We start from the raw sequence: 13416 nt of genomic DNA, 5'->3' as shown, positions 1-13416 counted from the left end.
AAAGCTTAATAAGTGCACCTAATTATAAACGGCAGTGTTACGCATAAAAGTGATGAGCCAGAAAAAGTGTTCGTTTGCAATCTTAAGTCAGGTACTTATCGAGTGGTATTTGGGGTACATTATCTGAATTCGGATTTGCTTGGAGTGAGTAGTGATCGATGGTTGACTGTTGAGATAAAGATGGATCATGAGATTTTACTCGAAAAAATGGTATTAGGAATCTGCGATACGGGGCGATCTTCGATACATCCTTGTAAAGAAAACTGGGGAGTGAGAGTTTTTTTAACTGACGCGAGAAGTTTAACAATTACTAGAGTAATGAATGATTGGTTAGGCGGTAAAATTAGTAATTAATTTGTAAATCTATAGGGTCAGAGTTATTGACTTCTCTTCTCTAAGAGTAAAAGGGGTGGGTTGAAGCTGACCCTCTTGGTTTTTAGAAAGGTTTTAACGCCAGCTTAATGGCTTTTTTGATCCTCTTTTCGTCTTGCCAGAATTGGTTTTCAGGTATGTACTCCAAGTTTTTTCCATTTCTTTGCATAAGTACTTCAATACCGCCATTCCAGGAATAAAGCGGGTTTTCCCGCCGATCCCATATACTGATTTGCAGTGACGACGCGGCAATGGTGCCGCCGTAGTTTTTGCCGGTAATAAAGGTCATTAACCCATCGCCTTTATGCTTGATTTTTTGCTTGGTGCCGTGCCACTCAGCTTTGTCATTGGCAAAGGGTGCGCCTACTGTTCTGATTCGTAGTGCAACTACACCGTCTATGTTGTGTTGCAATAAAAGTTCTCGATAGCTGTGATCAAGTATTGCTGCCAGTTTTGCAACGTCATTTTCTTCAGTCACATCGTTCAGGCCGACGAGCTGACGCATATGGTCTCGGATGTCCTGTATGACTTTTGGAGGAAGTATTTTGAAACCTTCTTTTTCCAGTTGATTGATGATTTCGGATTCAATTGCAGTTCTGGTGGAGTCAGGAATCTTGAGAGCCGCGGCAACCTCTAGCGGGGCAACGGCTAAATATCGATATTCTTTTTTTAGTGTTTTTTCGTTGATGCCTATAAAAGCATCTTTGGTGGATGCGGTGTGGCCGGTTGCGGTAAAGCTCAACAGTGTGATCAGAATGATTTTTGCCACAGTGGTTTTGTTTATATTGAAGTTTGGGAGTCTCATAGCGCGGTCTCCTGGGGCGTATTGTTTAGATACCAACGGATGATGGGTGCATCAACGGCTTCCGGGGCGAGTGAGAGGTATTGCTCCAATGCGGCGGATGCACGCTCATACAGCTGTTGTTGTCGGTAGGCCATCCCCAGTTCTTTGTAGGCTTTGGCGTAATTCGAATCAGCGTTTATTGCTTGTTGGTAAGCGTCTAAGCGTGCAGCAAAGTCCGGCCCCTCCGGGTGTTGTTTTCGAATATTTTCTCCCAGCATAAAAAAGGCTAAGGGCTCTGTTTTTATAATAGAGGTGTAACGCTTCAGGGAATTGTCGGCCTGTTGATAGCGCCGCTGCTGCATATCGAGTTGAGCGTCAACGAGTAATGCTGTGCCATATTTCTCAATATAGGTGTGTTCAGCAGGAGTGAATAGGGGGGGTGATTTGAGTTTTTTGATTTGTTTTTTGATATTTTTTAGTCGCGAATCAATATCAGGGTGGCTGCTCCAGATTTGGCTCAGGTTTGTTTCGTTATCATCTTTAATTCGCAGTGCTTCAAATGCCGGGAGTGCCTGGTTTGGGTCAAAACCTGCCGTAATCATCAATTGTAGCCCTTGTTCGTCTGCTTTGGTTTCGAGTTTTCGGGAATAGCCACTGGTAACTAAATCAGCCCAAATTTGCCCGGTATCCATTAGGCCCGTGTTGAGTGATCCTGTTTTTGCGGCAACTGCTGCCGTAGCTAATAGGCCCAAGCCCTTGCCAATGGCAGATTGTTTTTGTTTTGACTTGATTTGTATGTAGGCATGCCTGTTTAGAAAGTGGGAGATTTCATGCCCGAGGATGGCAGCAAGCTGCGCTTCGTTTTTCAGTTCAGCAAGTAATCCGGTTTGTACAGCGATAGTGCCGTCTGGGTAAACCCAGGCGTTTACCGTTGGGTCCTTGAAAACAAGGACATTCACCTCTAGCCCAATGGTCGAGACCATTTCCCCCATTAATTGAGAGGCCAGTGCTTCCAGATGTTGCTCCATATCCGGGTCGTTCACCACCTCGCCTGTTTCTCTGACTTCTTTTTGGTGGGCCCGGCCGATGTCCCATATTTGTTGCTCTTCTTCTGTTTCGGGCACAGAGTGGGGGATTTCGTTGATGGGTTTGTATTTGGCAGCAAACGTTGTTGTGCATAAGGAAGCGGTCAATAGCAGCGCAAAGCCGTGTAGCGTTATTTTTTTCATATTCCCCCCTTGTTTGTTGACCGGCTGAGATTTATGCCGAGCCTGAACCAAGTCTAAATATAGACGCAAGAAGGGGATTTTTCTAAGAAAGCCGGTTTTCACATTTGATAGTGAGTGGCGCCTCTGTACGCGCAATGTGGAGAGTTGCTGAATTGCTTGGCTAGATTGCCGCAGTCGTTATCACTCCTTCGCAATGACGATGCTGGGGGGCAGTCGTTATCACTCCCTAGTAACGACAATGCTGGCTAGGGCAGTTGTCACTCTTTTGCAGTAACGATACTGGTCAGGGCTGTTGTGATCATTGTTTCGTAATGACGATGCTGCGCACAGCAGCCGTTATCTCTCCTCCATCAATGACGGTGAACCACCACCGTCATTGCGAACGTAAGTGAAGCAATCCAGTGGACTAAAAGGCAGGACAGTTTTTAGCTGGCGCGTCACTTCATGACTGAGCCTGCCCAAGCGATTGTCCTGTGATGGAGAGGACGTTTTGGGTGCTCAATGATTTATTAATCGCGGGCTCTCTATGCAAGCAGTTTCTTCAGAAAACGACCGGTATGTGATTGTGGTTGTTTCGACACTTCTTCTGGCGTGCCTTCAGCGATAATCTGTCCGCCCCCTGAACCGCCTTCGGGGCCCAGATCAATAACCCAGTCTGCTGTTTTTATGACATCCAGGTTGTGTTCAATCACCACCATGGTGTTGCCGTGATCGCGCAGCCGGTGCAAGACCGCTAACAGTTGCTGTATGTCATGAAAATGGAGTCCGGTGGTAGGCTCGTCGAGAATGTAGAGCGTTTTGCCTGTGTCTCGCTTGGATAGTTCTCGGGAGAGTTTCACCCGCTGTGCTTCCCCGCCGGAGAGTGTCGTCGCCGCTTGCCCCAGACGTATATAGGAGAGTCCGACATCCATGAGGGTCTGCAATTTGCGAGCGATACTAGGGATGGCATCAAAAAACTCGCGAGCGCCTTCCACGGTCATTTCCAGCACCTGATGAATACTTTTGCCTTTGTAGTGGACTTCAAGCGTTTCACGGTTGTAGCGTTTGCCTTTGCAAACATCGCAGGCGACATAAATATCTGGCAGGAAATGCATTTCAACTTTGGTGACACCATCGCCCTGGCAGGCCTCGCAGCGGCCACCTTTAACATTGAAACTAAACCGTCCGGGTTTGTAACCGCGGGAGCGAGCCTCTTGAGTGCCAGCAAACAGCTCGCGAATAGGTGTGAATATACCGGTGTAGGTGGCGGGGTTTGAGCGGGGTGTGCGGCCGATGGGGCTTTGGTCGATATCGACGCACTTATCGAGGTGTTGTAGGCCGTCCAGCTCTTTGTGTGCCGCTGCTTTTAAGGTGGTGGCTTTGTTTAGCTCGGTGGCGGCCAGAGGGTAGAGTGTTTCGTTAATCAGGGTTGATTTACCTGACCCGGATACGCCGGTAATGCAAGTGAATAAACCAATGGGGATATCCAGATTCACTGACTGCAGGTTGTTCCCGGTAGCTCCTTTTAAGGAGAGCATTTTTTGTGTCGCGGTATGTCGTTTTTCGGGAACAGCGATGGCTTTGCGGCCAGAAAGGTAATCGCCAGTCAGAGATTGTGTGTTATTGACGATATCGTCAAAGCTGCCTTGAGCAATGACCTTCCCGCCGTGCACGCCCGCGCCGGGGCCAATGTCGACGATGTAATCGGCGGCTTCGATGGCTTCTTCGTCATGCTCTACCACAATAACGGTGTTGCCCAGATCGCGGAGTCGAACCAGTGTATTCAGTAGCCGTTCGTTATCTCGTTGGTGAAGGCCAATAGAGGGTTCATCGAGAATATACATAACCCCAACCAATCCGGCGCCAATCTGGCTGGCCAGGCGGATGCGTTGGGCTTCGCCGCCCGAGAGCGTATCGGCACTGCGATTGAGGTTTAGATAGTTGAGCCCAACGTCGGCGAGAAAGCGCAGCCTGTCGCGAATTTCTTTGAGGATTTTTTCGGCGATTTCGGCTTGTCGACCCTTGAGTTTGATGTTGTCGTAGTATTTCACCAGCTCGCCAATGGCAATCTCGCCAATCTCTGGCAAGGTACGTTGATCGATAAACACATTACGGGCGGACTTTTTCAGACGTGTGCCATTACATTCGGGGCAGTGTTGGCTGCTGAGGTATTTGGTCAGGTCTTCGCGCACCATTTGTGATTCAGTATCCCGGTAGCGACGTTCCATATTGGGAATGATGCCTTCAAAGCTGTGATTGCGTTTGAAAACGGTACCCTTGTCGTTGACGTAGTTAAAGGTGATTTCCTGATCGCCACTGCCAAACAGAATGGCTTGCTGGTGTTTCGGTTTGAGTTTTTCAAACGGTGTTTCGATCTCGAACCCGTAGTGATCTGCTAATGAAGTCAGCATGTTGTAATAAAACAGATTGCGGCGGTCCCAGCCGCGAATAGCCCCTTCCGAAATACTTGATTCAGGGTGTTGCACTACACGGTCAATATCGAAAAACTGTTTGACACCCAATCCATCACAGCCGGGGCAGGCTCCTGCCGGGTTGTTGAAGGAAAAACTTCTGGGCTCCAGCTCGTCGATACTGTAGTTGCAGACTGGGCAGGCGAAGCGAGCTGAGAACAACTGATCTGGCTGTTTTTCATCCATATCGCTGATCAGGGCCAGGCCATCGGACAGGTTTAGTGCAGTTTCAAAGGATTCTGATAGTCGCAGGCCCATATCAGCTTTGACTTTGAAGCGGTCTACCACCACCTCGATACTGTGTTTTTTGTTTTTCTCCAGTGCTGGAACGTCATCCAGATCCACAACCAGCCCGTCCACCCTGGCGCGCACAAATCCCTGGGATTGCAATTGCTTGAAAATATGCAAGTGCTCGCCTTTGCGATCTTTGATAATGGGGGCCAACAGTAGCAGCTTGCTACCCTCCGGCTGTGCCAGCACCTGGTCCACCATTTGGCTGACAGTTTGGGCTTTTAGTGGTTCGCCATGATCCGGGCAGCGGGGTTCGCCTGCGCGGGCAAACAGCAGGCGTAGATAATCATGGATTTCGGTAATGGTGCCCACCGTAGAACGCGGGTTGTGGGAGGTGGACTTCTGCTCGATGGAAATAGCAGGCGACAACCCTTCAATATGATCCACATCCGGCTTTTCCATCATCGACAGGAACTGGCGGGCATAGGCCGAGAGTGATTCTACATAGCGGCGCTGGCCTTCTGCGTAAAGTGTATCGAACGCCAGTGACGATTTTCCAGAGCCGGACAGCCCGGTGATCACAATCAGCTTGTCTCTCGGCAGATCAAGGTCGACATTCTTCAGATTGTGCGTGCGTGCGCCGCGGATTGAAATCGATTCCATGCTTTATGATTCCGGATTATGAGTGTGCTAATGCAAACCGGAAATGATGGCCAAGGGTGGGGAGGAAAGCAAGGGGTATATATTAAAAGCAGTTGTGGTTCGGGGGCCGGGGCGCTGATATAATTGCTACGTGCTCAGCCATAACTGAGAGGGAGTTCGATGAGGATCCAAGGGCTGATATCGTGCAGCAGATATATGGCGGATCATTTCGATGAAAAAATTTCCCTCTTGTTTTTTTTATGCTTATCTTATCGGCTTTAAGTCGATTGTTTACATTTTTTGATATAGCAGCTTGTATTGGTAGGAAGGATATTGTATGTACCCGATTATTGTTGGAAGAAAAATTCGAATCGCCATTGTTGGCTGCGGTCGTATATCTAAAAATCATTTTGCATCGATTGAAAAACATAATGATAATCTTGAGCTTGTTGCTTTTTGCGATAACGATAAGGAAGTATTAAAAAAGCATGAAGAGCTTTATGGTCGTAACGGTTACCAGAAGCTGGAAGATATGCTTGAAAAAGAAGATCTTGATCTGATTTCTATTTGCACTCCTAGCGGTATTCATGCCGATCAAACTATTTTGGCCGCCAAATACGGCGTGCATGTAATGACTGAAAAACCCATGGCTACACGCTGGAATGATGGTATCCGTATGGTTAAGGCGTGTGATGAGGCGGGCGTCCGCCTTTTTGTTGTTAAGCAAAATAGACGGAATACAACTTTACAGCTTTTGAAGCGAGCTATAAACGAAAAGCGTTTTGGTAAAATTAATATGGTTCACCTAAACGTATTCTGGACAAGACCTCAAGAATACTATGATCAGGCTGCCTGGCGTGGTACTTGGGAATTCGATGGTGGCGCGTTTATGAACCAAGCCAGCCACTACGTCGACCTTTTGGATTGGCTGATTGGTCCGGTTGAGAAAGTGCAAGCAATGATGAGTACAACGCTCGATATTGAGGTGGAAGATACCGGAATCCTTAATGTGCGCTGGAGGAGCGGAGCTCTTGGATCTATGAGCGTCACAATGTTGACATACCCAAAAAATTTGGAGGGGAGTATCACTATTCTAGGGGATAAAGGCTCTGTTCGAGTAGGTGGTGTTGCTGTTAATGAAATACAGCATTGGGAATTTGAAGATGCCAAAGACTACGACCTACAGATAAAGGATGCAAACTATGAAACAACGTCAGTTTATGGGTTTGGACATCCAGTTTATTACAAGAATGTGATTGATGTTATGCGAGGAGAGTGTGCGCCAGAGACCGATGGCCGAGAGGGTTTGAAATCTTTGGAAGTTTTGGTGGCTGCATATATCTCGGCTCGGGATGGTAAGACTGTTTCTTTACCGCTGGAGTATTGAGTTTTTGTAAGAGCAAGGGTTGCTAATTTAGCTTGTTGGGAGCGGGAGTGTTTGATGGTTGATGATGTTTTTGTGCATGAAACAGCTATTGTCGACGAGGGCGCGAAGATTGGAAAAAAGTCTAGAGTTTGGCATTTTACCCATATCTGTGCGGGTGCACGAATAGGGGAAGGTGTTTCTTTAGGGCAGAATGTATTTGTAGGAAATCAAGTTGAAATTGGAGACAACTGTAAGATTCAGAATAATGTTTCCGTTTACGATAATGTTACGCTTGAGGATGATGTTTTTTGTGGTCCCAGCATGGTTTTTACCAATGTCTATAATCCAAGGTCTGCTGTAGAGCGTAAGTCGGAATATAGGGCAACCCTGGTGAAGCGAGGAGCTACATTAGGAGCAAATTGCACTATTGTCTGCGGTAATACTATCGGAGCTTTCTCGTTTGTTGGTGCGGGAGCTGTGGTGAATAAAGATGTGCCGGATTATGCCTTGGTGGTAGGTGTTCCTGCACGGCAAATAGGCTGGATGAGTGAGTTTGGTGAGCAGTTAGATTTACCCCTTGGAGGGGAGGGAGATATTTGCTGTCCCCATACAGGAGAGGTCTATCACCTCAAGTTAGGGAAGCTTCAAAAAACAAGTGAATAGGGAAGATAAAGTTGATGCAATTTATTGATTTAAAAGCGCAGTATGCTCGTATTGAGGGAAAGATTAATTCTCGGATACAAAGGGTCTTAGAGCACGGTAAATTTATCATGGGGCCAGAAGTTTCTGAGCTTGAAGAAAAGTTGGCAGACTATGTTGGGGTTAAGCACTGTATTAGTTGCGCGAATGGAACCGATGCGTTGCAGTTAGCCTTGATGGCAAAGGGTGTAGGGTCTGGTGATTTGGTTTTTGCACCATCGTTTACCTTTTTTGCCACAGCAGAAGTCATTTCTTTGGTTGGTGCTACGCCAGTGTTTGTTGATATTGATGAAAAAACATATAACCTCTGTCCTCAAAAGCTTGAGCAAGCTGTTAAGGATTATGCAGGCTCTGGCTTGGGTACCCCAAGGGCAATAATAGCGGTTGATCTCTTTGGGCAACCGGCTAATTATCCCGAGATTGAACGTGTCGCTGCTGAGAATAGTTTGTATTTGATCGAAGATGGGGCGCAAGGGTTTGGTGGGGAAATTAATGGTCGTAAAGCTTGCAGCTTTGGTGATGTAGCAACAACAAGTTTTTTTCCGGCTAAACCATTGGGGTGTTACGGAGATGGCGGTGCGTTGTTTACCGACGATGATGAACTAGCGGATATCTTCAAATCCCTTAGGGTTCACGGCAAAGGTGTAGATAAATACGATAATGTGCGTATCGGTATGAATAGCCGTTTGGATACCATTCAGGCTGCTATTTTATTGGAAAAATTTGCCATATTCCCCGAAGAGGTAAAGCTTCGAAATGAGGTCGCCAGTGTTTATGCCTCTAGGTTGCCAGATGGCTTTGTGTTGCCAGAAGTTCCAGAAGGGTATTTGAGTTCGTGGGCGCAGTATACTGTGCGGCATCAATTTTTGTCTCGTGAAGAACTCATGTCTAGGGCTAAATCAAAGGATATTCCAACGGCAGTTTACTACCCCAAAGGCATACATCAGTCTGGTGCTTTTTCTAATTCTGGGCTGAGTTATGTGGATTTACCTGTGACTGAAAAGATGCAGAGTGAGGTGTTTAGTTTGCCTATGCATCCATATCTGGAAAGCGCCGTTCAAGAAGAAATACTCTCAGCCTTCAATTAGTCTAATAAAGATTAGTTGAAGGTTTAAACGCTAGAGCATTTATCATTGTAGAAATAATCTTGGAGTTTCAAAAATGTATCGAGGGAAAACGGTATCCGTAGTTGTGCCAGCTTATAACGAAGAATCGCAAATTGGGAGAGTGATAGAAACAGCCCCAGATTATGTAGATTACATTGTTATAACTGATGATAAGAGCCAAGATAATACTGTACAAGTTATTAAGGAGTATCAGAATACTAACGCCAAAGTAGTGCTTATTTGTCATGAAATAAATGAAGGTGTTGGTGGTGCTATAGCTTCTGGTTATAAGTGGAGCAGGGATAATCAAATTGATATCGCTGTTGTTATGGCTGGAGATGCCCAAATGGATCCGAAAGATATGCCTGCATTGATGGATCCAGTGGTAGATGGTGTTGCGGATTACTCTAAAGGGAATCGTTTGGTAACGGGCGAAGCATTTAAGAAAATACCGAAAATAAGATTTTTTGGAAATTCAGTACTTTCTCTATTTACTAAAATAGCTTCCGGTTATTGGCACGTTGCTGACTCTCAAACAGGTTATGCCGCTATTAATTCCACTGCATTGAAAGCGATCGACTGGGATAAAATGTATAAACGATACGGGCAGCCTAATGACGTGCTTGTAAAGTTGAATGTGGAAGGCTTCAAAGTGATAGATGTTCCTATTGAGCCTGTTTATGGCGTAGGGGAAAAATCGGGCATTAATGTTAGAAAAGTGATCTTCAGTATTGGGTCTCTGCTTGTGAAATTATATTTCTGGAGACTGAAAGAAAAATATATCATTCGTAGTTTTCACCCGCTGGTATTTTTCTATACATTTGGCTTTTTTAATCTCTTTCTAAGCGCTTTCTTTTTTGTTCGCATGGTCGTTTTATGGATTGGCCAGGGAAGCATTCCCGAAATTAGTGCTCTTCTGTGGCTTTTCTCATTTGGCATAGGGTTTAATTCCATGTCATTTGCAATGTGGTTTGATTACGATGAAAACAAGCATCTTAATCCTCCCATGCAATATAGGGATATACCTACAGAGGTTGGCGGGGAAAGAGATGAGGCTAAATAGTGTTTTCTGTGGGATCATTTTTTCAGCATAAGCTGAACCGAGATATTTCGTGGACTTTGGGTAGCTTTGTAATTCTTGCAGTTAGTGGCATTGTAATAAACTTAGTTGTAGCTGGTTTTCGTGATGCCGCGGCTTTGGGGGTTTTTAATCAGTCCTACGCAATTTATATAATTACCTCCCAAATAGCGGTATTTGGTATTCATTACTCAGTCTTACGCCACGCTGCTTTTTATGAGAAAAATCCAGAAGAAAGAGGTAGTCTGCTTTTTACCTCAGTGGTTATGTCTATATTTTTGGGTTTTTTGGCTGCAGTAATATTATTTTTTTCGTCAGAGAAAATTGGCGTTATTCTTGATAGTGATATCACAGGCAGAGCAATAGGATACGCCGCTTTTGGTTTGCTTTTCTTTCCTTTAAATAAAGTCCTCCTTTCGTATCTTAACGGCCTTCGTTATATGAAGGCTTTTTCAATTTTACAGGCTTCTCGGTATGTTTTGGTTATGCTTTGGGTCGCCATCGTTGCTACGTCTGATATGGATTTTGCATTATCCACTTTGGGGTTTTTTGTTGCGGAGTCATCAACAGTTGTTCTGGCAGTCATTTATCTGATATTTAAGAAAGAGTGTAAAGCATTAAAATTTAATCGTAGGTGGGTTTCTCGACATTTTTCATTTGGGGCGAAGGGGTTGCTTGCGGGGATGTTTGTCGAAATGAATTCTCGTATAGATGTTTTGCTAATCGGTTTTTTTCTTTCGGATGAACTGGTAGGTATATATAGTTTTGCGGCTATGTTGGTTGACGGGTTGTATCATGTGCTAGCCATGGTGCGTATCAATTTTAATCCAGTATTGGTTGGTTGTCTAAGGGATTATGATTGGAGCAGTGCTCAAAAGTTACTTCGAAAATCTAAGATTTTGGGTTACCCGGCTACTCTCATAATGTCTATTCTCATTAGTGTTGCTTTTTGGGTGTTAACTTCGTTACTCATCCCCGAGAAGGGGCTTGCCTCAGGAATCTATCCCCTAACAATTTTGTTGGCTGGGTTAACCATCATTTCCGCTTATATACCTTTTGATAATTTATTGATGGTAAGCGGTAGACCTGGATGGCAGACTTTTCAGCATATGACGGTTGTCGTTTCAAACGTCATTTTGAATTTAAGCCTAGTCCCTATTTTTGGTTTGGCTGGAGCAGCATTGGCAACGGCATCGAGTTATATCGTAGGAACTCTAATGCTTATGTTTATGGTTGACCGGTTACTTAAATGGAAGTTGTGGAATAATCAAATAACGAGCTAATTTATGTGTGGAATTTTTGGAATAATTGTAAAGCCTGGTGCACATTTCACTTATAAAAGTCTTGCTAAGACTTTGAAAAGTCTTTATCAGCTTTCAGAAAGTCGCGGGAAAGAGTCTGCGGGTTTGCACGCATATTTTCCTGAAGAGAATCTCGCGTGGACGTTGAAGGGAGCAACGCCTGCTTCAGAATTTATTCGATCAAATCAGTATGCAACATTCCAGCAAGAGTTAAAGCACCATGTTTTTCCCAATGACGCTTTACATCCCCAAATGCCTGTCGCACTTTTGGCGCACTCCCGATTAGTGACAAATGGTTGTGCTGAAAATCAGAGAAATAATCAGCCTGTCCGGTATGGAAATGTATCCACGGTACATAACGGGATTGTGGTTAATGTTGATAAATTGTGGATGCAGAACCCAATACTTGAGAAAAGTGCTGAGGTCGATACAGAGGTGATTTCCGCCTTATTAAACAAGTATGTAAGCGATGGGCACAACCCTATTAGTGCCACAAAAGAAATTTATAACTTAATAGAAGGGGCTGCCTCAATTGCTTGGGTTCATGATCAAGAACGGTTTGTCGTATTAGCGACTAATACGGGTGATCTTTATTACTATGCCGATCCAGAATCAAATTTGATTATCTTTGCTTCAGAGCGCTATTTTCTTGAGCAAACCTTGGTTAAACAAAAGAAAAGCCTTATTGAGCTATCTGGCCAAATTGAATGGGTTCAAGCTGGCACAGGAAAGTATATAGATCTTGACGGGAGTGAAATTCGTTCATTTGATTTCGATTGCGAAAATATCGAAATCATGAATTCTCAGCAAGGCACAGCCATCTGTTCACATAATGACCTTACTGTGGCTCAGTCGTCCACTATGTTGAATATCAGCAGCTTTGACGAGTCCCTCGTCCGATATAATGAATCGAGTATTCTTTCTCTTAAACGCTGTTCTCGCTGTATTCTTCCTGAAACGTTCCCTTTTATCAAATTTGATTCTGAAGGCGTATGTAATTATTGCCGTAGCTATAAGCCGAGATACCTAGGTTTTGATCCCGAAAAAAAGAAAAAAGAGTTTATTGCGTCAGTCCAAAGATATAAGGGTAATGGTAAGAATCCTGACGTGATAGTGCCTTTTAGCGGTGGGCGCGATAGCTGTTATGGTCTTCATTTGATAAAAAAAGAGTTTGGTTTAACCCCAACAACATTCACATATGATTGGGGTATGGTGACTGACTTGGCCCGCAGAAATACAGCTAGGTTATGTGGGAGTCTCGGAGTAGAAAATATTCTTGTTTCCGCGGATATAAAAAAGAAAAGAGAAAACATACGGAAAAATGTGACGGCATGGTTACATCGTCCTGAGCTTGGTTTAGTTCCCTTATTTATGGCAGGAGATAAGCATTTTTTCAGTGTCGTCAACCATATAAAGCGGCAAACGGGAATTCGGCTCGATCTTTGGAGTGCTAACCCTCTGGAAAATACAGATTTTAAATCAGGATTTTGCGGCGTTTCTCCGGATTTTGATAAGTCTCGAGTGGATTACCTTTCTTTTGGACGGAAAGCAAAAATGGCTTCTTATTATGGAATTAATTTTCTGAAGAATCCTCGTTATATAAATAGCTCTATTCTCGATACATTAGGGGCTTTCTTTGCATACTATTTCGAACCCAGAAATGATTTTTTCTTTATGTTCGATCATATGGTATGGAATGAAGATGATGTTAATCGGGTTCTAATTAATGAATATGATTTCGAGTTGTCTCCCGATTCAACAAGTAGTTGGCGAATAGGTGATGGAACGGCACCCTTCTATAATTATATATATGTGACATCGAGAGGCTTTTGTGAATTTGATACGTTCAGGAGTAATCAAATTCGTGAAGGAATGATTACCCGTGAGCAAGCTGTGGCAGAAGTTGTTGTTGAAAATAGGCCCCGGGTTGAATCGTTGCGTTGGTATTTAGATTCTATTGGGCTTGACTTTGATGCTGTAATTAAGCGTGTAAACCAAATGGATGTTTTTGGTTTACATGTCTAATTACAGAGAGAGTTTGACTACTTTGGGGAATATTCAGGTTTTTGTTAAAAGTAACGACATTCAGTTTTGAGTTTATAAAATCATAAGGTTGGATATTAATATAAAAAATCAAGATATTAAGGTATGGTTTTTG

The 13416-nt window shown here is 44.2% G+C and carries 9 protein-coding genes; 6 read left to right on the top strand and 3 right to left on the bottom strand.

What is annotated here, in order from left to right; genetic code table 11:
• Positions 1–436: 436 nt before the first annotated feature.
• From H7A02_09830 to uvrA, 3 genes are all read right to left on the bottom strand, one after another.
• Positions 437–1177, bottom strand: a complete 741-nt coding sequence (locus H7A02_09830) for a hypothetical protein (protein ID MCP5172554.1) — start codon at positions 1175–1177, stop codon at positions 437–439.
• Positions 1174–2385, bottom strand: a complete 1212-nt coding sequence (locus H7A02_09825; GenBank protein MCP5172553.1) for a M48 family metalloprotease — start codon at positions 2383–2385, stop codon at positions 1174–1176. The genes H7A02_09830 and H7A02_09825 overlap by 4 nt, the downstream gene beginning before the upstream one ends.
• Before the next feature lie 524 nt (positions 2386–2909).
• The gene (gene uvrA, locus H7A02_09820; protein ID MCP5172552.1) at positions 2910–5729 is read right to left on the bottom strand and encodes an excinuclease ABC subunit UvrA; all 2820 of its coding nucleotides are present in this window, start codon (positions 5727–5729) and stop codon (positions 2910–2912) included.
• 316 nt (positions 5730–6045) lie between these two features.
• On the opposite strand from uvrA, the gene H7A02_09815 reads away from it, so the two are divergent.
• From H7A02_09815 to H7A02_09790, 6 genes are all read left to right on the top strand, one after another.
• Complete coding sequence (locus H7A02_09815; GenBank protein ID MCP5172551.1) at positions 6046–7095, top strand: Gfo/Idh/MocA family oxidoreductase; 1050 nt, start codon at positions 6046–6048, stop codon at positions 7093–7095.
• Between the two features lie 54 nt (positions 7096–7149).
• Positions 7150–7737 carry an N-acetyltransferase gene (locus tag H7A02_09810; GenBank protein ID MCP5172550.1) on the top strand — a complete coding sequence of 196 codons (588 nt, stop codon included), beginning with the start codon at positions 7150–7152 and terminating at the stop codon, positions 7735–7737.
• A 14-nt stretch (positions 7738–7751) separates the two neighbouring features.
• The gene (locus H7A02_09805) at positions 7752–8861 is read left to right on the top strand and encodes a DegT/DnrJ/EryC1/StrS family aminotransferase (GenBank protein ID MCP5172549.1); all 1110 of its coding nucleotides are present in this window, start codon (positions 7752–7754) and stop codon (positions 8859–8861) included.
• A 73-nt stretch (positions 8862–8934) separates the two neighbouring features.
• Positions 8935–9942 (top strand): glycosyltransferase family 2 protein, encoded by a 1008-nt coding sequence (locus tag H7A02_09800; protein ID MCP5172548.1) that lies wholly within the window; start codon positions 8935–8937, stop codon positions 9940–9942.
• A gap of 8 nt (positions 9943–9950) precedes the next feature.
• Positions 9951–11240, top strand: a complete 1290-nt coding sequence (locus tag H7A02_09795; GenBank protein ID MCP5172547.1) for an oligosaccharide flippase family protein — start codon at positions 9951–9953, stop codon at positions 11238–11240.
• Positions 11241–11243: 3 nt separating this feature from the next.
• Positions 11244–13283, top strand: a complete 2040-nt coding sequence (locus tag H7A02_09790) for a hypothetical protein (GenBank protein ID MCP5172546.1) — start codon at positions 11244–11246, stop codon at positions 13281–13283.
• Positions 13284–13416 lie beyond the last annotated feature (133 nt).

The sequence above is a fragment of the Pseudomonadales bacterium genome (genome assembly GCA_024234435.1).
Classification (GTDB): Bacteria; Pseudomonadota; Gammaproteobacteria; order Pseudomonadales; family Porticoccaceae; genus JACKOF01.
The sequence above is the reverse complement of the archived record's forward strand: the minus strand, read 5'-3'. Positions and strand labels throughout refer to the sequence as shown.